The sequence below is a fragment of the Agathobaculum sp. TL06 genome (assembly GCF_054658635.1).
Map to the genome: position 1 here is coordinate 181,838 of NZ_BAAGGY010000001.1, position 22,512 is coordinate 204,349.

General features: G+C 56.9%; 24 protein-coding genes, 3 tRNA genes, 1 other RNA gene and 1 pseudogene. 13 read left to right on the forward strand and 16 right to left on the reverse strand.

What is annotated here, in order from left to right; genetic code table 11:
* The first annotated feature begins 20 nt into the window (after nt 1–20).
* The gene (locus ACYQ3S_RS00875) at nt 21–1,046 is read left to right on the forward strand and encodes a molybdopterin-binding protein (RefSeq protein ID WP_459686891.1); all 1,026 of its coding nucleotides are present in this window, start codon (nt 21–23) and stop codon (nt 1,044–1,046) included.
* 21 nt (nt 1,047–1,067) lie between these two features.
* Here ACYQ3S_RS00875 and ACYQ3S_RS00880 read toward each other — a convergent pair whose 3' ends face one another.
* The gene (locus tag ACYQ3S_RS00880; RefSeq protein ID WP_459686892.1) at nt 1,068–1,556 is read right to left on the reverse strand and encodes a prolyl-tRNA synthetase associated domain-containing protein; all 489 of its coding nucleotides are present in this window, start codon (nt 1,554–1,556) and stop codon (nt 1,068–1,070) included.
* 145 nt (nt 1,557–1,701) lie between these two features.
* Between ACYQ3S_RS00880 and moaC the strand changes: the two genes are divergently transcribed.
* The 9 genes from moaC to ACYQ3S_RS00925 all read left to right on the forward strand — a co-directional run bounded on the left by moaC (nt 1,702) and on the right by ACYQ3S_RS00925 (nt 8,738).
* A complete protein-coding gene (moaC, locus tag ACYQ3S_RS00885) occupies nt 1,702–2,190 on the forward strand; it encodes a cyclic pyranopterin monophosphate synthase MoaC (protein WP_459686893.1) in 489 nt (162 codons plus the stop codon).
* Nucleotides 2,168–3,148 carry a GTP 3',8-cyclase MoaA gene (gene moaA / locus ACYQ3S_RS00890; protein WP_459686894.1) on the forward strand — a complete coding sequence of 327 codons (981 nt, stop codon included), beginning with the start codon at nt 2,168–2,170 and terminating at the stop codon, nt 3,146–3,148. The genes moaC and moaA overlap by 23 nt, the downstream gene beginning before the upstream one ends.
* A gap of 3 nt (nt 3,149–3,151) precedes the next feature.
* Entirely contained in the window at nt 3,152–4,084 is a 933-nt protein-coding gene (locus ACYQ3S_RS00895; protein WP_459686895.1) for a molybdopterin-binding protein, read from the forward strand.
* Nucleotides 4,085–4,252: 168 nt separating this feature from the next.
* Entirely contained in the window at nt 4,253–4,906 is a 654-nt protein-coding gene (locus tag ACYQ3S_RS00900) for a CatA-like O-acetyltransferase (RefSeq protein ID WP_459686896.1), read from the forward strand.
* Nucleotides 4,903–5,742 carry a molybdate ABC transporter substrate-binding protein gene (modA, locus tag ACYQ3S_RS00905; RefSeq protein WP_459686897.1) on the forward strand — a complete coding sequence of 280 codons (840 nt, stop codon included), beginning with the start codon at nt 4,903–4,905 and terminating at the stop codon, nt 5,740–5,742. Before ACYQ3S_RS00900 ends, modA begins: the two co-directional genes overlap by 4 nt.
* Before the next feature lie 68 nt (nt 5,743–5,810).
* On the forward strand, nt 5,811–6,482 hold the full coding sequence (modB, locus tag ACYQ3S_RS00910) for a molybdate ABC transporter permease subunit (protein ID WP_459686898.1): 672 nt from the start codon (nt 5,811–5,813) through the stop codon (nt 6,480–6,482).
* Nucleotides 6,479–7,519, forward strand: a complete 1,041-nt coding sequence (locus ACYQ3S_RS00915; RefSeq protein ID WP_459686899.1) for a sulfate/molybdate ABC transporter ATP-binding protein — start codon at nt 6,479–6,481, stop codon at nt 7,517–7,519. The genes modB and ACYQ3S_RS00915 overlap by 4 nt, the downstream gene beginning before the upstream one ends.
* Before the next feature lie 18 nt (nt 7,520–7,537).
* Nucleotides 7,538–8,506, forward strand: a complete 969-nt coding sequence (locus ACYQ3S_RS00920; RefSeq protein ID WP_459686900.1) for an XdhC family protein — start codon at nt 7,538–7,540, stop codon at nt 8,504–8,506.
* Nucleotides 8,507–8,661: 155 nt separating this feature from the next.
* Nucleotides 8,662–8,738 (forward strand) — tRNA-Pro (locus tag ACYQ3S_RS00925).
* Nucleotides 8,739–8,827: 89 nt separating this feature from the next.
* On the opposite strand, the gene ACYQ3S_RS00930 is transcribed toward ACYQ3S_RS00925, so the two are convergent.
* The 5 genes and pseudogenes from ACYQ3S_RS00930 to ACYQ3S_RS00950 all read right to left on the reverse strand — a co-directional run bounded on the left by ACYQ3S_RS00930 (nt 8,828) and on the right by ACYQ3S_RS00950 (nt 11,741).
* The gene (locus ACYQ3S_RS00930) at nt 8,828–9,643 is read right to left on the reverse strand and encodes a purine-nucleoside phosphorylase (protein ID WP_459686901.1); all 816 of its coding nucleotides are present in this window, start codon (nt 9,641–9,643) and stop codon (nt 8,828–8,830) included.
* Nucleotides 9,644–9,656: 13 nt separating this feature from the next.
* Nucleotides 9,657–10,865, reverse strand: a complete 1,209-nt coding sequence (locus ACYQ3S_RS00935) for an amidohydrolase (RefSeq protein WP_459686902.1) — start codon at nt 10,863–10,865, stop codon at nt 9,657–9,659.
* A gap of 152 nt (nt 10,866–11,017) precedes the next feature.
* Nucleotides 11,018–11,305 (reverse strand): annotated as a pseudogene (locus ACYQ3S_RS00940) (sigma-70 family RNA polymerase sigma factor); the annotation flags it as partial.
* A 237-nt stretch (nt 11,306–11,542) separates the two neighbouring features.
* Nucleotides 11,543–11,628, reverse strand: a tRNA-Leu gene (locus ACYQ3S_RS00945).
* Nucleotides 11,629–11,656: 28 nt separating this feature from the next.
* Nucleotides 11,657–11,741, reverse strand: a tRNA-Leu gene (locus ACYQ3S_RS00950).
* Between the two features lie 224 nt (nt 11,742–11,965).
* On the opposite strand from ACYQ3S_RS00950, the gene ACYQ3S_RS00955 reads away from it, so the two are divergent.
* Nucleotides 11,966–12,583, forward strand: coding sequence for a TetR/AcrR family transcriptional regulator (locus ACYQ3S_RS00955; RefSeq protein ID WP_459686903.1), 618 nt, complete (start codon nt 11,966–11,968; stop codon nt 12,581–12,583).
* Between the two features lie 155 nt (nt 12,584–12,738).
* Complete coding sequence (locus ACYQ3S_RS00960) at nt 12,739–14,052, forward strand: MATE family efflux transporter (RefSeq protein WP_459686904.1); 1,314 nt, start codon at nt 12,739–12,741, stop codon at nt 14,050–14,052.
* Between the two features lie 55 nt (nt 14,053–14,107).
* On the opposite strand, the gene murD is transcribed toward ACYQ3S_RS00960, so the two are convergent.
* Nucleotides 14,108–15,469, reverse strand: coding sequence for a UDP-N-acetylmuramoyl-L-alanine--D-glutamate ligase (murD, locus tag ACYQ3S_RS00965; RefSeq protein ID WP_459686905.1), 1,362 nt, complete (start codon nt 15,467–15,469; stop codon nt 14,108–14,110).
* 107 nt (nt 15,470–15,576) lie between these two features.
* Here murD and rnpB point away from each other — a divergent pair.
* Nucleotides 15,577–15,917, forward strand: an RNA gene (rnpB, locus tag ACYQ3S_RS00970) — RNase P RNA component class A.
* A 45-nt stretch (nt 15,918–15,962) separates the two neighbouring features.
* On the opposite strand, the gene ACYQ3S_RS00975 is transcribed toward rnpB, so the two are convergent.
* From ACYQ3S_RS00975 to ACYQ3S_RS01015, 9 genes are all read right to left on the reverse strand, one after another.
* Entirely contained in the window at nt 15,963–16,418 is a 456-nt protein-coding gene (locus tag ACYQ3S_RS00975; RefSeq protein ID WP_459686906.1) for a TspO/MBR family protein, read from the reverse strand.
* A 67-nt stretch (nt 16,419–16,485) separates the two neighbouring features.
* Nucleotides 16,486–16,707, reverse strand: a complete 222-nt coding sequence (locus ACYQ3S_RS00980; RefSeq protein WP_459686907.1) for a hypothetical protein — start codon at nt 16,705–16,707, stop codon at nt 16,486–16,488.
* An 18-nt stretch (nt 16,708–16,725) separates the two neighbouring features.
* Entirely contained in the window at nt 16,726–16,875 is a 150-nt protein-coding gene (locus tag ACYQ3S_RS00985) for a zinc ribbon domain-containing protein (protein ID WP_459686908.1), read from the reverse strand.
* A 1-nt stretch (nt 16,876) separates the two neighbouring features.
* The gene (locus ACYQ3S_RS00990) at nt 16,877–17,539 is read right to left on the reverse strand and encodes an ABC-2 transporter permease (protein WP_459686909.1); all 663 of its coding nucleotides are present in this window, start codon (nt 17,537–17,539) and stop codon (nt 16,877–16,879) included.
* A 15-nt stretch (nt 17,540–17,554) separates the two neighbouring features.
* Nucleotides 17,555–18,217: an ABC-2 transporter permease gene (locus ACYQ3S_RS00995; protein ID WP_459686910.1), complete on the reverse strand. Its 663-nt coding sequence runs from the start codon at nt 18,215–18,217 to the stop codon at nt 17,555–17,557.
* Nucleotides 18,214–19,065 carry an ABC transporter ATP-binding protein gene (locus ACYQ3S_RS01000; protein ID WP_459686911.1) on the reverse strand — a complete coding sequence of 284 codons (852 nt, stop codon included), beginning with the start codon at nt 19,063–19,065 and terminating at the stop codon, nt 18,214–18,216. The genes ACYQ3S_RS00995 and ACYQ3S_RS01000 overlap by 4 nt, the downstream gene beginning before the upstream one ends.
* Nucleotides 19,065–19,442 (reverse strand): GntR family transcriptional regulator, encoded by a 378-nt coding sequence (locus ACYQ3S_RS01005; RefSeq protein ID WP_459686912.1) that lies wholly within the window; start codon nt 19,440–19,442, stop codon nt 19,065–19,067. The genes ACYQ3S_RS01000 and ACYQ3S_RS01005 overlap by 1 nt, the downstream gene beginning before the upstream one ends.
* A gap of 294 nt (nt 19,443–19,736) precedes the next feature.
* On the reverse strand, nt 19,737–21,809 hold the full coding sequence (locus ACYQ3S_RS01010; RefSeq protein ID WP_459686913.1) for a sensor histidine kinase: 2,073 nt from the start codon (nt 21,807–21,809) through the stop codon (nt 19,737–19,739).
* Nucleotides 21,806–22,498 carry a response regulator transcription factor gene (locus ACYQ3S_RS01015; RefSeq protein ID WP_459686946.1) on the reverse strand — a complete coding sequence of 231 codons (693 nt, stop codon included), beginning with the start codon at nt 22,496–22,498 and terminating at the stop codon, nt 21,806–21,808. Before ACYQ3S_RS01015 ends, ACYQ3S_RS01010 begins: the two co-directional genes overlap by 4 nt.
* Nucleotides 22,499–22,512 lie beyond the last annotated feature (14 nt).

Here is a 22,512-nt window from a genome sequence, read left to right on the forward strand (position 1 = left end):
TTACCGCAGGAGGCTTCCCTATGAAATTGATACGCACGCAGGACGCGGTCGGGCAGGTGCTCTGCCATGATATCACCCAGATTATCCCCGGCGTCACAAAGGACGCGGTGTTCCGCAAGGGCCATATCATCCGCGAGGAGGATATCCCTGTCCTCCTCAGCGTCGGCAAGGAGCATATTTATATTTGGGAAAATAACGAAGCCATGCTGCACGAAAACGACGCAGCGGATATCCTGCGTGCCATCTGTCAAAACGCGCATATGCGCGCCACCCCTCCGAAAGAGGGGAAAATCGAGCTGATCGCTGAAGCCGACGGCCTGCTGCTGGTCGATATCGAGCGTCTGCGCGCGGTCAACGCGCTGGGCGAAATGATGATCGCCACGCGCGCCTCGGGCTTTCCCGTCAAAGCGGGCGACAAGCTGTGCGGCATGCGTGTGATCCCTCTTGTGATCGAAAAAGAAAAAATGGAGCGAGCCGCACGGACAGCCGGAGACGAACCGCTCCTTCGGCTGCTTCCGTTCCGTCCCCGTTCTTTCGGCGTGGTCACAACCGGAAGCGAGGTATATCACGGCCTGATTCAGGATGCGTTCACGCCGGTGCTCGTGCGGAAAATGACCGAATACGGCTGTGAAATGACCGCACATACGGTTTGCAGCGACGACGCTGGACAGATCACGGACGCGATCTGTCAGATGGCGGCCAGCGACGTGGAGCTGATTCTCTGTACCGGCGGCATGAGCGTCGATCCGGACGACCGCACCCCGCTTGCCATACAGAATGCGGGCGCGACAGTGATCAGCTACGGCGCGCCCGTGCTGCCGGGCGCGATGTTCCTTGTTTCCTATCTGCCGGACGGGCGTCCGGTCTGCGGCCTGCCGGGGTGCGTGATGTACGCAAAGCGTACCATCTTCGATCTGGTCCTGCCCCGTCTGCTGGCAGATGTGCCGGTCACTGCAGACTGGCTCGCCGGTCTGGGACACGGTGGGCTGTGCCTGAACTGCGCGGACTGCCATTTCCCGAACTGCGGCTTCGGCAAGGGCATATGACGCATCGGCTTCATCGACGGCCTATATCTGAACAACATTTACTGCATTTCCATGTTGCTGAAGCAGTTTTATTAAATCTTTTACTTTAAGCCAAACTGTTGCGGTGTTGTCATTTGGGTGAACGCCTATTAAACCAACATCGTTCATAAAATCATTATCTAAAAATAGTGTCACCTTACATTCTGAATCATTCAACAACCCAAGAGGTGTCACTGCTCCAGGTATCAATCCCATAATATCCATTAAATCATCTGCCGATGCAAAAGATAATGCTCTTGTGTTGTTGTTTTTACGAAACTCTTTCAAATCTACTCGTTTATCTCCTTTGACGGTAATAAGATAATAATTTCTTTTCTTGTCATCACGAACAAAGAGATTTTTTGCATCATATTCAGGATAAGGTATTTCAATATCGGAAAGTTCCGCCATATTATAAACAGCTTCGTGTTCCGTTATCTCATGCCAAATATTTTCTTGTTTCAAATAATCGTATATTTGCTGTTTATTCATCAGTCCATCACCCTTACCAATTCTTATTCTTCTTTTTATCGTAAATTATAGCAAATCGTTGCAATATAGTCAATCTGGCATTCGGCGGGTGCCGATTGCACTTCTGATTCTTTTTCTCTTTCATGTTTCAAAACAGGAGGACCTTATGGCTTTTACCCATATTGATGCAAACGGCAACGCCGTGATGGTGGACGTAAGCGCGAAGCAGCCCTCTGTGCGCACGGCTTCCGCCTCCGGACGCATCCGCATGAGCGCGGAATGCTTTTTGGCCGTTCAAAGCGGCACATCCAAAAAAGGCGATGTGCTTGGCGTGGCACAGGTGGCGGGCATCATGGCCGCTAAACACACCGCCGACCTTATCCCGCTGTGCCACCGGCTGAACCTGACCAAATGTGAAATCGCATTTACGCTTTTGGAGGAAGAACAGAGCATCCAAGCCGTCTGCACCGTGCGCTGCGCCGGTCCGACCGGCGTGGAAATGGAAGCCCTGACCGGTGCTTCCACCGCGCTGCTCACCATTTACGATATGTGTAAGGCGATCGACAAACGCATGGTGATCTCGGACATCCATCTGCTGGAAAAGCAGGGCGGCAAGAGCGGAGATTTTCGCTTTGAGGACGGCAGCCATGCGTGACGCGCTCGGCCGCGAGGTCAACTACCTGCGCTTATCCATTACCGACCGGTGCAACCTGCGCTGCCACTACTGTATGCCCGCCGGAGGCATCCCCCTTTCCGCGCACAGCGAGCTGCTCCGGTATGAGGAGCTGCTGCGCGTCGCACGGGCGGCGGCGTCGCTGGGTATTGACCGGTTCAAGGTCACAGGCGGCGAACCGCTTGTTCGCCGGGGCTGTACGGATTTTATCCGCGCGCTCAAGGCGGCTTCCGGTGTGCGTCAGGTAACGCTGACCACCAACGGACTCCTGCTCCCGCCTTTGCTGGACAAGCTGTGCCGGGCCGGCCTGGACAGCGTCAACATCAGCTTGGACACCCTCGATAACGCGCAGTACCAACACATCACCCGCCGCATGTACACAGCGGACGACGTGCTCGCCGCCGTACGCCAATGCGCGGGGCGGCTCCCCACCCGCATAAACGCTGTGCTTCTGCCGGAAACCGCAGATCAGCTCATTCCGCTCACGCGGCTGGCGGAGCAGCTTCCCGTAGACGTGCGGTTTATCGAACATATGCCGATCGGCGGCAGGAAAGCGGTTTCCGCCGCGCCTCCTTCCGTTCTTGATCGCCTGCGCACGGTCTGGCCGGCGCTTGCGCCTATCGGGGAGCGGCGCGGCAACGGACCTGCACGCTATTATTCCGCGCCCGCTCTTCAGGGTTACATCGGACTCATCCAGGCGGTCAGCCATTCGTTCTGCGCAGACTGCAACCGCGTGCGCCTGACCAGCACGGGCATATTAAAGCCCTGTCTGTGCTATCCGCAAGGCACGGACCTCAAGCCGCTCCTGCGCGGCGGCGCGGCGGAAAACGCGCTGCGCACGGCCATCGAACAGGCAGTTTGGGCAAAGCCTGCCGCCCATTGCTTTACCCAAACGCAGTACCCCGCCGAGCAAAGGAGCATGAACCAGATCGGAGGATAACCAATGGGAAAGATAATCGCCGTATGTACGAGCGAAACGCGCGGCGTACAAAAGCAAAGCCGAAAGGAAGCCCTGCTGGAAAAGGATTGGGGGATTCGCGGCGACGCGCACGCCGGACACTGGCACCGACAGGTCAGTCTGCTTTCCGCAGAGGAGGTCGCTGCTTTTAACGCAAAAGGCGCGGATGTGCGCCCCGGCGCGTTTGGAGAAAATCTTGTGGTGGAGGGCATCGACTTCCGCAGTCTGCCGGTCGGCACGCTGCTGCGCTGCGGGGATGCGCTGCTCGAGCTGACACAGATCGGTAAGGAATGCCATCACCACTGTGCGATTTACGCAAAAATGGGGGATTGCATTATGCCGCGCGAGGGTGTGTTCGCCCGCGTGCTCGCAGGCGGGCGAATCTCCGCAGGAGATGAGATGACAGTCGAGCCGCGCACCGCGCCCTTACCCTATCAGGCGGCGGTCGTCACCCTGTCCGACCGCTGCGCTTCAGGCAAGCGGGAGGATAAAAGCGGTCCTTCGGTCGCCGCACGGCTGGCCGCGGCCGGATTCGTGGTTGCCGAGCAGCTTGTCCTGCCGGACGAGCGCGAACTGCTTGAGCGCAGCCTTATCCGTCTGTGCGACCAGCGGCAGCTCGACCTGATTCTGACCACGGGCGGCACAGGCTTTGCCCCACGCGATATCACACCCGAGGCGACACGCGCTGTCGCGGAACGCGACGCGCCCGGCATCGCGGAAGCGATCCGCGCCGCGAGCATGCGCATCACGCCGCGCGCCATGCTCAGCCGCGCGGCGTCGGTCATCCGCGGCAAGACGTTGATTATCAATCTGCCCGGCAGCCCCAAGGCGTGTATGGAGGGCATGGACGTATTTCTGGACCAGCTCCCCCACGCGCTTGACCTTCTGCGCGGCATGCCGCAGGACTGTGGACAGTGAAATTTATTCCGTCAAGCGGCTGCAGCTTGGTCGACGGAGGTGCTTTATGAAGCTATGCATTGCTGCAGCTCCATGCAAGGTTGATTAGGATAGGCCTGTATGGAGCAGAAATGCTATCCAAAATCACTTTGCATTTTCCAATTACTAAAATGCAAAGGAATGATTCATATGAAATATACAAAAATCGATTTAACGGAATGGAGCCGAGGAGCGCTTTTTCAATTCTACCTGAAGCATATGCGCATTGTTATGAGCCTAACGGTTGATATTGACATAACGCCTCTGCTCGGTTTTTCAAAAAAGCTCAATCTAAAGTTTTATCCCTGTATGCTATGGGTGGTTTCCAAGATCGTCAATAGCCACGATGAATTCAAATACAGCTGGGATAATGATGGAAATTTAATAAGATGGGAATGCATTTCCCCTTCCTACACCGAATTTCATCAAGAAGACGAAAGCTTTACCAAATATGTTACTCCTTACACGGAAGATCTGTTTATGTTCCATGCCAGTTATATGGCGGATAAACGCAAGCATCAGAATACCCGCGCTTTTGCAGAAAAACAGCCGCCGAACTTTTTCGATGTATCCTGCCTGCCATGGGTCAGGTACCAGCATTTTGACGTGCATGTTTTCGATGAAGGAAAATTTCTTGCCCCTGTTATCACCTGGGGAAAATATGAAGCGGAACAGGAAAAATATCGCATGCCGCTTACCATGAATATCCATCATGCGGTTGCAGACGGTTTTCATTTATCCAGGTTTTTCAACGAAGTGCAGGAACTGATCGATTCTTTATCAGAAACGGAGAACTTTGTATGAAAAAACACATTGCATGGCTGCTCGCGGCAGCAACAGCGCTCAGTCTGACCGCCTGCGGCGGCACGGAAGCCGCATCCGGCGACACCGCAGCAGGACAGGAAACCGAACTGGTCGTTTTCGCAGCGGCCAGCCTTACCGAAACCCTGAACCAGATCGCCGAGGACTACAAAACCGTCGCGCCGGACGTGACGCTGACCTTTAATTTTGACTCCTCCGGCACACTCAAGACCCAGATCGAGGAAGGCGCGGTGTGCGACCTGTTTATTTCCGCCGGCCAGAAGCAGATGGACCAGTTGGATGCGGCGGCTGACCCGTCGGTCAACACCGACGGGCTGGATTTCGTGCTGGCAGGCAGCCGTGTCAACCTGTTGGAAAACAAGGTGACGCTTGCTGTGCCGGAAAACAACCCCAAGGGCATCGACAGCTTTGGCACGCTGGCCGCGCACCTGGAAGCAGGCGATATCTTGCTCGCCATGGGCAACAGCGATGTGCCGGTCGGTCAATATACGCAAAAAATCCTTGCCTACTATGGCCTGAATGAACCAGCGCTCGCCAAAGCACAGTGTATCACCTACGGCAGCAACGTCAAAGAGGTCACTACTCAGGTCAGCGAGGGCAGCGTGGACACGGGCGTTATTTACTGCACGGACGCTTACAGCGCGGGCCTGACCGTTGTCGATGAGGCGACGGCTGAAATGTGCGGACAGGTCATTTATCCGGCGGCCGTGCTGCAGACCTCCGCGCACCAGGAGGCGGCGCAGGCCTTTCTGGACTACCTTGCTACGGACGAGGCCATGTCAGTGTTTGAAGCGGTGGGATTCTCTAAAGTCGCCTAACGGCGCAGGCTGGGTTCGGACAGAAAGCGGGGTTCAGCCCCACACTGGGATTTGAGGAGGTAACGCGGGTGGACTGGTATCCGCTTTGGAACTCGCTGCGCATCGCGGCGATCAGCAGCGTGCTGGTGTTTTTTACAGGCATCGCGGCGGCATACTACGCCGTGCGCCTGCCCCGCACGCTCAAGGGCGTTTTGGACGTGATACTGACCCTGCCGCTCGTGTTGCCGCCTACGGTCGTCGGATATTTTCTGCTGCTGCTGTTCGGCAGCCGGCGGCCGCTGGGCATGACGCTGGAAAGCGTCGGCATAAAATTCGTGATGACCTGGTACGGCGGCGTAATCACGGCAGCGGTCGTCGCGTTTCCCCTGCTGTACCGCACCGCGCGCGGCGCGTTTGAAGCGTTCGACGAGACCCTGGCGCAGGCTGGGCAAACGCTTGGCCTCTCCAACTGCTACATATTCTGGCGTATCCGGCTGCCTGCCTGCAGGCAGGGGATTTTCGCGGGCTTCGTATTGGCGTTTGCCCGCGCGCTGGGCGAGTACGGCGCGACCAGCATGCTGATCGGCTATACGCCCGGCCGTACCGCGACCATCTCCACCACCGTCTATCAGCTGTGGCGCACCGGCGACGACCTGCACGCATTTTACTGGGTGCTGGTCAACCTTGCGATCTCGGCAGCGGTGCTGCTGACCGTGAACCTGCTTGAGCGCCGCCAGCGGAAAGGGGGACATGTCGGGTGAACTTATCTGTCGATATCCGCAAGCGGCTGGGCGCTTTCACATTAAACGCTTCGTTTGAGACGGCGGACGCTGTCACCGGCCTGCTGGGCGCCTCCGGCTGCGGTAAAAGCATGACGCTCAAATGTATCGCCGGCGTAGAAAAGCCGGACGAAGGCCGGATCGTGCTGGACGGTGAAACACTGTTCGATTCCGCGCGCGGCATCAACCTGCCGCCGCAAAAACGGCAGGTTGGCTATCTGTTCCAGCATTACGCCCTGTTTCCCCATATGACGGTGGAAAAAAACATCCTGTGCGGCCTGCACGCGGAAAAGGATAAAGCCACCCGTCAACGGCGCCTGCGGGAAACGCTCGAAATGCTTCAGCTCACCGGCCTGGAAAAGCACCGCCCCGCCCAGCTTTCGGGCGGGCAGGCGCAGCGGGCAGCGCTTGCCCGCATGCTGGTCAGCCAGCCGCGCCTGCTGCTGCTGGACGAGCCGTTCTCCGCGCTGGACAGGCATTTGCGCGACCAGCTCCAGCCCCAGTTCATGTCCCTGCTGCGCGCCTACGGGCGACAGGCGGTCATGGTGACGCACAGCCGCGACGAAGCCTATCGCCTCTGCTCCCGCCTGTGCATCATGGAGGATGGCCGTATCCTGCGCGCGGGCGGCACGAAAGAGGTTTTTGCCGCCCCTGGCAGCGAGGCCGCCGCCCGTCTGACCGGCTGCAAAAACATCTCCCGCGCGGTCAAGGCGGGTGCATATACCGTCGAAGCACTCGACTGGGGCGTCCATCTGACTGCTGCGCAGCCTGTGCCGGACAACCTGAAGGCGGTCGGCCTGCGCGCACATGCTTTCCATCCGCAGGTTCCGACCAACCGCTTGCCCGTGTCATGGGCGGACGAGCTGGAAGAGCCGTTTGAATGGATCCTGCTGTTCCGCTACCACAGCCAGGCCGCAAGCGCGCCTTCGCTCTGGTGGCGCTTCCCCAAGGACAGGAAGCCGGCCGTGCTCCCTGATTCGCTCGGCATCGCGCCTGAGCATGTATTGCTGCTGACTTGAAAACGGAGGGTATCCCGCATGATCGAACAACTGCTGCAAACCGCGCTGTGTGAAATACAGGCCGGCCGGCCCGCGATGCTGGTATCCATCGTCCGCTCCACCGGTTCCACGCCGCGCAAGGCCGGCGCCCTGATGCTTGTCGGGGAAAACGGCCTGTTGTGCGGCACGATCGGTGGCGGGCTGCTCGAGCACCGCTGCCTTGCGATCGCCTCGTCCGCCCTTACCGCACCGCGCTGCGAAACCTTTGTGCTGGACAACCGGCAGGCGGGCAGCTTGGGCATGGTATGCGGCGGTACTGCCGAGGTTCTTTTCACCCCGCTTACCGGCGCTGCGCCGCTGCAACAGGCCGTGGATAGCTTCCATGCCGTCCCGCCTGTCCGATTCTGCCTGCCGCTGGACGGCTCCGCACCGCTACTCTCGCAGGAGCAGTCCATCCCCTCCTGTCCCGCTGTTGTCCTTCTGGAAGGGCGTCCAGTCCTGGCGCTCCCCTTATCTGATACCGGTCGGGTGTTCGTGCTGGGCGGCGGGCATGTGTCGCTCGCTCTTTCCCCGCTCCTGTATCAACTGGAGTTTCGCCATATTGTCATTGACGACCGCGCGGCGTTCTGCTCGCCGGAACGCTTCCCCCATGCCGAGCACACCTTTTGCATCCCCTTTTCTTTACTCGCCCAAACATTGGCCGGTCCGCTTTCCCCTGCCGCCGACGACGCCTTCTGTATCATGACGCGCGGCCATGAAGGGGATACGGATGCGCTCCGTTTCGCCCTCTCCACCCCCGCTTCCTACATCGGCGTAATGGGCAGCCGCCGCAAGCGGGAGTCGGTCTTTTCCCTGTTGGAAAGCGAGGGCTTCCTCCATGTGCGGCAGCGCGTCATCACGCCGATCGGACTTGCTATTGGCGCGCAGACCCCCGCAGAGATCGCGGTATCGGTTGCCGCGCAGCTCATCGCATGGCGCGGCCCAAAGTCCGCTGCCGCCAAGCTGTGAGCGGCAGCGGCCGCCGCATTTCCTCCCGATTTCTTCGCTCTGTTCCACTCTGCCTGTTTTTGAAAAACTTGTGGAAAAAAGTCTTGACATATCTGCTTATCCGAGATATAATATAAAAGCTGTCACGGTTGGAAAACATTGTGACGGATATAATTCGAGGTGTGGCTCAGCTTGGTAGAGCGCTTCGTTCGGGACGAAGAGGCCGCAGGTTCAAATCCTGTCACCTCGACCATAAAAAGGTTTTGCATCTTGCAAAACCTTTTTTGTTTTACACAGAAAAAGCGGGTCCATTCTGGACCCGCTTTTTCACACAGTCTTTGGTCATAATCCCGCTATCAGACAGTGCATGAAGCGCCGGAATTCTTCCCCGCGTTGTTCCGCAATCTGGTTGACCTCCGCGCCGGAAAGCGGCTGCATCAAAACACCCGCCGCCATATTGGTGATCATTGCAACCGCGGCTACCGGCAAGCCGCAGTGCGCCGCCGCGATCACTTCAAATACCGTGGACATCCCGACCGCGTCGGCTCCCATTGCGCGAAACATCCGGATTTCCGCAGGCGTTTCAAACTGCGGCCCATTCACGCCGCAGTACACACCGGACCGGAGCGTCACACCACAGGATAACGCGGCCTTTCGTGCGGTATCCCGCAAAGCAGGTGCATACGCAAACGTCATATCCGGAAAGCGCGCGCCCAGGCTGTCGTCATTCGGTCCGGTGAGCGGGCTTTTTCCCGTCATATTGATGTGATCCTCAATCAGCATAAGATCGCCGACCGAAAACGATGTATTGATCCCGCCCGACGCATTCGTCAGCACCAACGCGCGCACGCCAAGCGCCTTCATCACATAGACGGGATACGCGATCTCCTCGGGCGCATAGCCCTCGTAGCCGTGCAGGCGTCCCTGCATGCAAAGGACCTTTTTCCCCTCCAGCATACCGCAGATCAAACGTCCGGTATGGTCCGGCGCGGTGGATACTCGAAAATGCGGGATCTCTCCGTACGGGATGCACACCGCAGCTTCCAGCTCCTCCGCCATTGGGCCGAGTCCGGATCCAAGAACCAATCCGATTTCCGGCGCAAAGGGCAGCCTGCTTTTCAAATAATCCGTCGATTCATCCACTTTTGTTTTTTTCATACGATATGCCCCCTTACAGTGTGGACAAAATCCGGCTGGTGCGCAGCTGCGCCTCCGCCTTGACCTTTTCCAGGTCGATCGTGGTATACGAACCATCGCGGTATAATACCTCGCCATCCACCATCGTCAGCCGGATATCCGCCCCTTGCGCCGCATATACCACGTTGCAGGCCGCATCCGTCATGGGGGTGAACTGCGGTGTATCCGTATTGATGACGCACAGGTCGGCCTTGCAGCCAACTTTGAGAAGGCCGCTGTCCGTCCGCCCCTGTGACAAAGCGCCGGCGCGTGTCGCCGCATACAGCGCCTGTGCGGGAGTAATTAACGTCGCATCGTAATAATATCCTTTATATGCCACAGCGAACAGGTACAAATCCTGCAGGATATTGAGATTATTGTTGGAGGCCGCGCCATCCGTACCCAACGCGACGTTAATGCCCATATCGAGCAGCCTGGGTACATTGGCATAGCCTGACGCCAGTTTGAGATTGCTGGCCGGACAGCAGGCAACGGTAACGCCATGCTGCTTGAGAATGTCGAAGTCCTCCCCCTCCAGCCAGACGCAGTGCGCCGCTGTGGCCGGCACGTCGAATATGCCATGCGCCTGCATATAAGCCGCCGGCGTCATGCCGTGCCGCTGCTTGCACGCCTCATGCTCCTCCTGCGTTTCCGAAAGGTGAATATGCATCCGCGCGCCGCATGCCCTGGCCTGCGCGGCAACCGCCTCCACCACCTTCGGGGTCGAGGTGTACTCCCCGTGGATACACAGATCGCCCCGCAGCCGATCCTGGTTCGCGCCGTTCCACTCGCCCAGCAGCCGCAGGTTATCCTGGTATGCCGGCAGCGCTTCGTAATCACTGTCGTCAAACACGGTAAGCCCCCGGCTCAAATTGCATTTGATCCCGCTTTCCAGAATCGCTCTGGTCATCCCATCCAGAAAGAAATACATATCCGTAAATGACACCGTGCCGCAGGCCAGCATTTCAGCAATCGCAAGCTGTGTGCCGTAGTAAGCGGCCTCATCATCCAGCTTATCTTCAAACGGGAAGACCTTTTCATTCAGCCAGCGCTGCAGCGGGAGGTTCTCCGCATAGCCCCGCAGCAGGGTCATGGGCGCGTGGCTGTGTACATTGTAGAAGCCGGGCAGCAGCAAACGGTGACGCCCATCGTACCGCTCACCATAATCCGCATCCGGCGCGTCCGGTCCGATATAATCTATCATACCGTCCCTTGTTCCTACATATTGTCCCCTTTTCAGAATGAACCCTTCATCCAGTATATCGATGTTACAGAACAGCATTGTTTTCTCCTTTACCTTGGGTATGTATGACGCGGTCTTTTTTCATTTGGTTGGAGGTTTCCCCAAACAACGTTCATCGGCACGGCATAGGTGGAAAAACGCACGCCGAGATCGGTGTTAAAATGATCGATTGATTTCATCAGCCCGATACAGCCCACCTGAAACAAATCGTCCGGCGATTCACCGCGGCCCTGAAAGCGCTGCACGACTGACAAAACCAGCCGCAGGTTGCCTTGGATCAACTCGTCCCGCGCCTGCTTGTCTCCCTGCTTCACGCGCAGCAGCAGCTGGTCGGTCTTTTTGGCCGACAGCACCGGCAGCCCTGATGTATTTACCCCGCAGATCTCTACTTTGGTTTGCATGGAAAACCCTCCTGCCTCATGCACAGGTTGTGCGTTCTATCAGGATTTTCCCCGCGGTTCGGAAAGAATATACCGACGAAATTTTTTGCCAGCCGACATGCTTCGACCGGATTTTCCGTCCGGATATGCTTGGCCGGAAAATATTTCCCAGCCGCTTCCGCTTTTATTTTACCTTATTTTATCCGTATTCGCAAGGCGGCAAAGGAAAAAGACCACCGACAGCCGTCGGTGGTCTTTTGGTGCGGATGGGGGGACTTGAACCCCCACGTCCTTGCGAACACTAGCACCTGAAGCTAGCGCGTCTGCCATTCCGCCACATCCGCATATTCTCTTTTCTCGCACCTGAGAGAGTGGTGCGAGTGACGGGACTTGAACCCGTACGTCGATTGACACACGCCCCTCAAACGTGCCTGTCTACCAGTTCCAGCACACTCGCATTTGCTTTCTCATCGAGTCGCCTCACTGTCAGCGACAATATGTATTATATCGAATAGAGCGAAATTTGTCAACAGCTTTTTTCAAAAAATTTTCCAGACAACAAAAAAATTCTGTCTGCTAAAAATCCGTTAAATTTTATCCACACTACGTTTTCTTTTCAACACGGCGTTGACTTTTCCCCTGCAGCCTGATAGAATAGCAACAGTCAGGAGGAACCGCATCATGCCAGAAAAGAAAGTCAGCCGCCGTGTGCTCTATACGCGCAACGCACTGCGCGACGCCTTTATTGATTTGATTACCGAACAGCCGTTATCCGATATCACCGTAACCGATATCTGTGCGCGGGCCGATATCAACCGCAGCACGTTCTATCTTCACTATCGGGATGTCGACGCGCTCCTGGTTGAAATCGAAAACAATATCATCGACCATATCGAGCAGGAGTTTTCCCGTGCGCCTCATGAGCATGTGTTCGAGGAGCTGGTAGCCTTTTTGAAGCTCCTGCAGCAAACGCCGCGCATCCCCAAGCTGTTCTATGCGCTTACCGGCGAGCAGGGCGATCCCCGCTTTATCCGCCGCCTGCAGCAGTTGCTCTTCAACGCTTTCCAGCAGGGATGGGGCTTGCTCATGCCGGAAAGCTCCCGCAACTATAAGTTTTTGATTTATTCCTATACCCTCCCCGGCGTCATATCCCTGCTGTCATCCTGGCTGCGCGGCGACGCGCCTGATATGACAGCCGAGCAAACCGCGGAACTGCTCCATACGCTGATTACACACGGCATGAGCGGCATTTCACCGCTTTTCCTGCGCCCTGACGCCGGGGTTCTCAATTTATCTTGACAAGCTTTTCGCGGGGTGCTATATTAAAAAAGCTGCAAACCAAATATGCTCGCGTTTTTATCGCCGGATAAAAATTGCTGCGCCAGACTTTCTATCGTAGGCCTTAGAAGATAGAAAGCGCTGGCGTTTTTTATTGGGTAAAGGAGGACATCAAAATGGAACATACTGCCGACCTGCGCTCCTTCGGGCGCTACGCCTCACTGAACGTGCTTGGCATGCTGGGGCTTTCCTGCTATATCCTTGCGGATACCTTTTTCGTCTCCCGCGGAATGGGCGCGAACGGTCTTGCCGCCCTCAATATCGCTATCCCCGCCTATAACCTGCTCAACGGCCTGGGGTTGATGATTGGCGTCGGCGGCGCAACCCGCTATACCGTCAACCGCGCCCAGTGCGACAACACCTCTGCGGATCACGCGTTTACGCATGCCGTCGGGCTCGGCCTTGCAGTAGGCCTGCTTTTTATGATGATCGGGCTGGCTGGCGCGGCGCCGGTTTCTCGTCTTTTAGGTGCGGATGCGGACACCTTTCCCCTGACCAGCGTTTATCTGCGCACCCTGCTCAGTTTCGCGCCTTTTTTTGTGATGAACAATGTATTGCTTGCTTTTGTCCGCAATGACGGCGCGCCCGGGCGCGCTATGTGCGGTATGATAGTCGGCAGCCTGTCCAATGTTGTTTTGGACTATGTGTTCATTTTCCCCTGCAACTGGGGCATGTTTGGCGCGGCTTTCGCTACTGGGCTTTCCCCGATTATCAGTCTGCTGATCCTTTCCGGCCATCTGCGCAGCCCTGCCCGCGGCTTTCATCTGTGCCGTGTGCGGCCGCAGGGCCGCCTGCTCGCTTCGATCTGCGCGCCCGGCGTCTCTTCCTTCGTCGGGGAGCTTTCCTCCGCCGTCGTGCTGTTTTTATTCAATTTCGTCCTGCTGCGGATTTCCGGCAATACCGGCGTTGCGGCATACGGTATCGTCGCCAATCTGGCGCTGGTGGCCATCGCGATCTTTCAAGGTCTGTCGACCGGCATGCAGCCCCTTGTCAGCCATAGCAGCGGCCTGAACGACCACGGCGCGCTTCGCCGCTTCTACCGGTACGGCATTACGTCATCGCTCGCGATTGCTACGCTGCTTTATGCGCTGGTTTTCGTATTTGCCGCTCCCATTACCGCGGTGTTCAACAGCGAAAACAACGCGGTCCTCGCCGGCTACGCGGTCACCGGACTGCGTATCTATTTCTGCGGCTTTTGGTTCGCCGGCTGCAATATCGTCTCTTCGATCTTTTTCAGCGCGTCAGGGCGTTCCGCGCAGGGGTTCCTGCTCTCCATGCTCCGCGGCGTAATCGCGATCGTGCCGTTCCTCTTCCTTTTGACCGCATGGTTCGGTATCACGGGCGTTTGGGCTGCCTTTCCGGTGACCGAGCTGTTCACCTTCCTGTTCACCGCCGTATGCGCTGCGAAAGCGTTCCGGCACACCGCGTAAAAAGACAGCCTCCGGTTATCCGGAGGCTGTCTTTTCATTTTGTACACATACGGTTTTACAGCGCTTCCACCAGTGATTTGAACAGCTTGCCGCGCTCCATAAAATTTTTGAACCGGTCAAACGACGCGCTGGCTGGGCTCATGATGACCACATCGCCCGCCTGCGCCTGCGCCTGTGCTTCGCGCACGGCGGTTTCAAGGTCTGCAACCTCAATGATCGGCGGGTGTTCCCCTTCGGCCGCCAGCACGCAGTCGCGTATCTTGGGTGCGGTCGCGCCGGTCAGGATCAGGGTCTTGACATGGGTGCAGATCGGCCCGCCCAACACATCATAAGGGATGTGCTTATCATAGCCGCCCGCAATCAGGATCACTTTCTGCTGGAAAGATTCCAGGCCGGCGATCGTGCGCGTCGGGCTGGAGGCAATCGAATCGTTATAGTATTTGACGCCGTCCTTTTCCCGCACGAATTCGATCCGGTGCTCCACCCCGCCAAAGGTCGTCGCAACCGCGCGGATATCGTCATCCGTCACATATCCCTGTACAACGGCCGCAGCCATCATCATGTTGTATACGTTGTGCGCGCCGGGGATGCGGATATCCGCCGCCGGCATCAGCGCACGGCGCGTACCGTCCTCCGAAATATACAACATATCATCTTTCAGGAACACACCGTTCGCAAGCTCCTGCGTTTTGCTGGTGCAGAACAGATTGCCGGAAGCGTGCAGCGAACGGGTAACCTCGTCATCCAGATTGAGCACCAAACGGTCATCCGCTTTCTGGTTTAGATAAATAGCCGTTTTCGCCTGCACATACTCGTCAAAATCCTTGTGGTAATCCAGGTGGTTGGGCGTCAGATTGGTGATCGCCGCGATGTGCGGCGAATGCCGCATCCCCATGAGCTGGAACGACGAAAGCTCGACAACGGCGAGATCCCCTTCCTGCATCTCATTTACGCGCGGCAGCAGCGGTGTGCCGATGTTGCCGCCCAGATGCACGGTGTAGCCCGCATGCTTTAACATTTCGCTCACCAACGTCGTCGTGGTCGTTTTGCCGTCCGAGCCTGTGATACCGATGATCGGACACGGACAGACCGCGAAGAAAAGCTCCATTTCGCTTGTGATTTCCGAGCCATTCTGCCGCGCGTTTTCCAAAAAACGCGGATGCACGCCCGGCGTGCGGAAGATCACGTCCTCGTCCAGCGCCTCCAGGTAATGCTCGCCCAGCACAAAGTCCACGCCCAGCGTCGCCAGCGTTGCATAGCCGTCGCCAAGCTCTGTCGGGGTCTTTTTATCATGCACCGTCACGCGGACTCCCGCCGCGCGCAGCATGCGGATGAGCGGCATATTGCTAACGCCCGCGCCGATTACGCCGACCCGTTTATCCGACAGGCCGCCGAGATATTGTTCCAAAGCTGTCATAATAATGCGTCCACCGCCTTTTTCTCGATGTACAGTATAACCGATTTCATCCAATTTTGCAAGTACAGGTTTGACGGGAACGTTTTTTTGGGGTATACTGGATACCGTGACTGGTGCAGACGGTCGCGTGCGTTACGCATGAGGAAAGTCCGGGCTGCGCAGGGCAAGGATAACGGATAACGTCCGCCGGGGGCGACCCCAGGAATAGTGCAACAGAGAAATACCGCCGCGGCTCCGCAATGGAGACACGGTAAGGGTGGAAAGGCGAGGTAAGGGCTCACCGCGCCCCATGGCAACATGGGGGGCCTGTAAACTCTATCCGCAGCAACGCCGACAGGGACTATGGGCGGCCCGTCCGTCCCGACTGGCGGCTTGAGGCGCGCGGCGACGCGCGTCCCAGATAGATGACCGTCTAATACAGAACCCGGCTTACAGCACCAGTCATAACACGTCAAAAAAGCGCTCCATACGGAGCGCTTTTTCCTTTTCTCCCCTATCCGTTCAGCAGCCAGATGGCGCAATTCAGATATCCGGCAAACAACAGCCACAGAATGTAGGGTGCGAGCAGCCATGCCGCCGCTTTCCGTATCCTGCCGAACGCCGCCGCGGTAGCCAGCACCAGCACAAGCAGAAGCAGCAGCCACAGGAACGACACCCCATACCAGCCGCGGCCAAAGAAGAGTAACGGCCAGACAAAATTTACCGCAAGCTGTAAGCCGTACAGCGTCAGCGCGCGCTTCTTGTCCTGCCGCGCCGCGTCCGATTTCCAGACCAGCCAGCACGCGACCCCCATCAGAATATACAGCACCGTCCATACTGCTGGAAACACCCATGCCGGCGGCGCAAGCGGTGGCTGTATCAAAGCCCCGTACTGGTCCATGCTGCCCATAGTGAGCCATGCGGACAGTCCGCCGACCGCAAGCGGCAGCAAAATACTGACAACCAGCAATTTGCATCAGCTCCTTTCCCCTGCTGTTTCAGGGTATGGAGCTTTTCCGGCATTTATGTATTTTTCTCTATCCAAAGGTGCGCCGCAGCTTTTCCCGTTCCTCCGGTTTTTCCACCCAGTTCTCAATATAGCCGCAGTCATAGCAGACGTAGCGGATCACCGGTATCTTGCCGAGCAGCGTCGCCCTTGTCGTGTAAATATTGTTTCCGCTGGCATGGCGGTACGGATTATTGGGGATGCGGATACTGTGGGTCCCGCCGCACTTCGGGCATTTTGCGCCGTTTTTCATACCGGTTCTCCCCTTCCCTCAGAGCAGGCCAGGCAACAGCATTTCTGTTACCGCCGGCGCGTCGTCCGGAACCGCCCTATCCTCCGGCGCGCGCAGCCGTACTCCGCACGCCGGACAGGTTTCCGCATCCGTGTCGCGGGCTTTTCCACAGTATTCGCAATACTTCATTTCAAAGCTCCTTTTTCCGGTAAAGCCGCACGCTGACCCGATAACACAACAGGTATATCACCAGCGCCACCGCCAGGCAGCCCAGCAGCAGGAGGGCAAAGCGCCTTTCCTCCACTCCGGCAAGCCAGCGCCCCGCTGCCGTCAGCAGCGGTATCCGGATTTCCAGACTTACCGCGGCAAACACCAGCGCCAGCGGAAGAAAAAATGCTGCCAGCATGATATACCCCGCCTTTTGGATGCCCCATTTGAACGCTGCCGCCAGTTCCGCACCGATCATAATAATCGCGACCGCTTCACAGGCCAGCACGGACATATAATTTTCCATCAACGCCTGCGGCTGCCCATGCGCCAGGCAGTAAACCGTGGCAAACACCAGACTGCACACAAACAGCGTCAGATTGACGACCAGCGCCAGCAAAAACCGGCTTGCCACCACCTCGCGCCGCAGGATGGGCAGCGACAGGCTCAGACGGTCCCAGCCGGCGGACTGCTCCGCCGAAAAGGCCGTATTGGGAAACATATACCCCATAACGACAAGCATGGAAAAGAAAAAGATCGGCTGCTCGGCTATGACCGCCCATACCAGAATAATCACCGGCGCAAACAGCATGGACTTGATGGAAAGGCGAAAATTCATCCAGTCCGCATATAATATCGCTTTCATCGGGCGCTCCCTCCTTTACAGCTCAGTCCTTTGATAGATTTTCAGGCTGATCAGATAGCAGATAAGATATACGGCGACGCTGACCGCTACCGCCGCCGCGATCAACAGGCCGAGCCGCGCCTTCTCGGCCGTATCCAGCCATCGGGCGGCCGCCTCGAACGCCTCGCCAAAGCCGGGCAGCTTTTCGAGCACAAACATCCCCAAAACCGGCACCCAGACACACGCCATAACGATATACCGGCCTTTTTCAATGCCGAACCGGAAAGTGACCGCCATCAGCACCCCCATCAGAAACAGGGATACCGCCTCGCACACGAGCAGGCCCGCCAAAACCTCGGCCAGACTGGTTGACGAGTCATAAAACACGCAGTATGCCGACGCCAGCGCTGAACCGATCCCCAGCAGCGCCAGGTTAATCAGTGAGCCGATCAAAAATTTGCTGCCGACCACATCGCGCCGCAGGATGGGCAGCGACAGACTCAGGCGGTTCCAGCCATACGCCTGATCCGCGGCGAACAGCGTCGTCGGAATCATGATGCTGAGCATCACTACGATGAAGTTGAAAAACATCAGCTTGTTCCACACCAACGCGGTTGCAGCAAATACCACCATGACAAACAAAATTGAACGGATAGACTGCCGGAAGTTCATCCAGTCCGCATACAGCATCGCTTTCATCGCGTCTCCTCCCCCCTGGTCAGGAACAGCATGATCTGCTCGATATTGGCGGCCTCGACCGGCCAGTTTGCCGGCACACTACCCCTGCGCACCAACGCCTCGCAGCCGAACGCCCCAATCCTTTTTGCGCGCACGGCCGACGGCTCCAGCGCGGAAAGCTGCTCCGCCGTGCAGCGCAGCACGCCGAAGGTATCCAGCAGCTCGTCGCGCGGCTCGCTCAGCAGAACGCGCCCCTGATGGATAAAGGTGATATGGTCCGCGATCTTATCCAGATCGCTCGTGATATGGCTGGACAGTAAAATCGCGTGGCTGTCCTCCTGCATAAAATCGTAGAACAGGTCGAGCACCTCGTCGCGCACCACAGGGTCCAGTCCGCTGGTCGGTTCGTCCATAATCAGCAATTCCGCTCCGTGCGACAGCGCCGCCGCGATGGAAACCTTCATCCGCATCCCCTTGGAATAATCCTTGATCTTTTTGTTACGGTCGATCCCAAAGCGTTCCATAAAGCGGAAGAACTGCTCGGACTGCCAGCTTTGATAGGCCTTGCCCATCAGCACATCCACATGCCGGGCGGTCAGCGTGTTCAGGAAGCAGCCGTCCTCGAGCACCACGCCGATACGCTCCTTCACCGCGCGCTCCTGCGCTATATTGTCCAGCCCCAGCACCTTGATCGCGCCCGCGTCCCGCCGGATCAGGTTAAGCACCGCTTTGATCGTGGTGGTCTTGCCCGCGCCGTTTTCCCCGATGAAGCCCATCACAACGCCGCGCGGAAGCGTGAAGCTCACGTCCTGCAGGGCAAACCCATCGTAATGCTTGCACAGCCCATTTATCTCCAATGCGTTTTCCATCATGTTTCCTCCTCAAACAATGTTTCCGCGATTCCCAGGAACTCCGCCTTATCCAGATTGCCCAGATGGGCGGCGCGCACCGCCGCTGTCAGGTGTTCCTCCACCACGCGGAGCTGCTCCTCGCGCAGCAGTTCGGTATTGCACGGCGCGACAAAGCTGCCGCGGCCGGTCTGGGTAATGATAAAGCCCTCCCGCTCCAATTCCTCATAGGCGCGCTTGGTTGTGATCACGCTGATGCGCAGCTCCTTTGCCAGCAGGCGCATGGAGGGCAAAGCCTCTCCCGCTGTCAGTTCCCCGCCGACGATCTTGGCCTTGATCTGCCGTACAATCTGCTCATAAATCGGCGTTCCATCCATATTGGACAGGATTATTTCCATTCCATCCTCTCCTCTCGCTTTGTATATATTTATTATATACAATAGTCACACCATGTCAAGAGGGTTTTTCAAAATATTTTTTGTTTGAAATGACGAAATCTTTTTCTTGCGTTTGTGCAAAAAGCACGCTATACTATTAAGCGCGGACAGGATTGTCCCGATTTCAAACGATACAGGCATTACGTCCGGCGTTACCGGACGGCTTGCATTTTTACAATTCGCTATCTCCTTTTACCTTTCTTTTTTACTTTTTACAGGAAAAGGCAGCCGGTTTCCGGCTGCCTTTTCTTATTCTTATTTTCCTCCGTGCAAAGCATAGAGCGGGAATTGGATGCGGACCTTGAACAAATCCCCGTCCACATCGACTGACAGTGTGCCGCCACAGGCCTCCACATAGCTTTTCGCAATCGCAAGCCCCAGGCCGCTCCCTTCGGTCGAGCGCGCTTCGTCACCGCGGACAAACCGTTCTGTGATTTCGTTCGCGTCAAAATCCATCGCGTAGTTTGCGGTGTTTTTGATTTCGATCACCGCGGTTTCCTCCCGTTCGCAAACCGAAACAAAGACGCGCGTACCCGCCAACGCGTATTTCACGCAGTTCCCGATCAGGTTTTCCAGCACACGGGACATTTTTTTGCCATCCGCCCAGATCGGCACCTCATGCTCCGGTATATCCACCTTGAGCGTCAATTTGCCGCCCACGATCGACTGATCCTGTTCGCCGAGCGCCTGCCGGACGAGTGTGCAGGCGTCCAGCCGTTCGCACTCCATCTGTTCCGCGCCCGACTGCACTTTGGAGATATCGAACAGGTCGCTCGTCAGGTTTTTGAGCCGCAGCCCTTTCTGATGGATGATTTTTGCATAGTCGTTTGCTTCCTCCGGCGTCAAATGCTCCTGACACAGCAGGTCGGCATAATTCAGGATGGAGGTGAGCGGGGTTTTCAGGTCATGGCTGACATTCGTAATCAGTTCGCTTTTCATCCGTTCCGCGCGGATCTCGTTCTGCAGCGCGGTCTGCATCCCATCGCCCAGGGAGTTGATATCCTCCGCCATCTCGGAGAAGACACCGGCCGGCATGTTTTCCAGCTTATATTCCAATTCGCCGCCGCGCAGACGCCGCAGCGCTTCCACAACACATTCAAAGCCGTTGATACGGCTGAGCAGAAACCATGCCGCCGCTGCAAACCAGACCACGCCGAGGATAAAGGCCAGAAGCCCCTCGCCGTAATCTATCACTATCATCAGGGCGAACATCATCGCCAGAAGGGCCAGTATGACCGAATACCCCAAAAATATCAGCAGTACATTGCGGGTCTTGTAATTTTTCAGGATTTTTCTCCACACGCCGTTCCCGCCGCGGCCAATGGCGCGCCAGCCGCGGCGCAGCAGGCCAACCAGCCAGAACCAGATCCGTTTGACCGTTCCCCAGCACCATCGGCAGGCCCGAAGGATGAACGAGCGCTGCACAAAGCTCCGGTTTTTCAGATTCCGCACCAGGGAAAGCGACAGCTCGACCGCCAGTGCGAACGCGCCGGTAAACAGAATAATGCTCGGCGCCAGGAACCACCACATGCCGCCCATATCATTTTGCTGCGTTCCCTCAAATATCACATAAAAATTGAACGCCCCTGCCGCGATCAGCAGCCCAAACAGCAGCAGCAAATTAAACTCAATAAACAGGCGGTCAATGGTGACCAGATGGACGGCTTCGTCCTCCCCTGTGCGTCCGGTGACAAACAGCAGGAAAATAAACGCGATCACCGCCAGCAGGAACAAAACGACCAGGTTACGCAGTATCCCCATCAACGCGCCGCGCTGCGCCGACCATTGCGCCGCATATTCCGCGGCCTGTTCTTCTGTAATGCGCACATAGATCACGCTGTTTTCCGGCACATCCTCTTCCCTGTATACTCCTGTCTCCGGATCGACATAGGCATACTGGAATGGCATAAACATGTAATTCCCGCTATACTTTAAGGTACCGTCCGCCTGCGCCACGACAAAAAACAGGGACGACGCAGCTTCCTCCTCCGTTAAATCACTGTTTTTCAGCACACGGTCGCCCATGCGTCCATAATAGTCGCCGATAAAATCCGCCCCACTGAACCGCCAGTCGAAGGTCTCCTGATCCAGCCCCTCGTGCAGCGCGTAGTCCAAATCCGCTACCGTGGTGCTGACCAAACCATTCACCAATTGGGAACTCTCAAACCGGTCTTCCAGCCGGTATACCAGTTCGCTGTCGTTCGACCAGCGAAGCATATTCATTATCCCATATTCGGCCTGCGTGATCGCGCCCGCCACGCAGCCAACAACAACCAGAAACGCGATCAGCTTCGCCGCTGTGCTGCGGAATATCTTTTTTGCCGTCATGCTCCCTCGCTCCTCTCTATCTTATAGCCCACGCCCCATACAACCTTGAGGTATCGCGGCTCTTTCGGGTTGATCTCGATTTTTTCCCTGATATGCCGGATGTGTACCGCAATTGCATTGTCCGACACGATCTCGTCGTTCCACACCTGCCGGTATATTTCCTCGGTTGAGAACACCTTGCCCGGGTGGCGGCAGAGCAGCTCCAGTATTTTATATTCCAGCGGCGTGAGTCGGACGCTTTCCCCATCCACCGTCACAGTCTTGCTCTCGGTATCCAGCACCAGGCCGCGAATCGCGATCTGCTTTTCCGTTACCTGCATCGCGCCTAACTGGGTGTACCGCCGGAGCTGGCTTTTTACGCGGGCAACCATCTCGGAGGGATTAAACGGTTTTGTGATATAATCGTCCGCGCCCGCCGTTAGGCCAAGTATCTTGTCCGCGTCCTCACTTTTTGCGGATATCAGAATGATCGGTATATTTTTGCTCTCCCGCACCTTGAGCAGCGTCTTGATCCCATCCATTTCCGGCATCATAATGTCAAGCAGCAGCAGATGCACGGTGCGGCTCATCAGGATATCGAGCGCTTCCAGGCCATTATACGCTTTTTCCACCGCATAGCCTTCCGCCTTTAGAAATATCCCGATGCTGTCCACGATCTCCTTATCGTCGTCCACCACCAGTATTTTCAATTGCTCCATGGTTT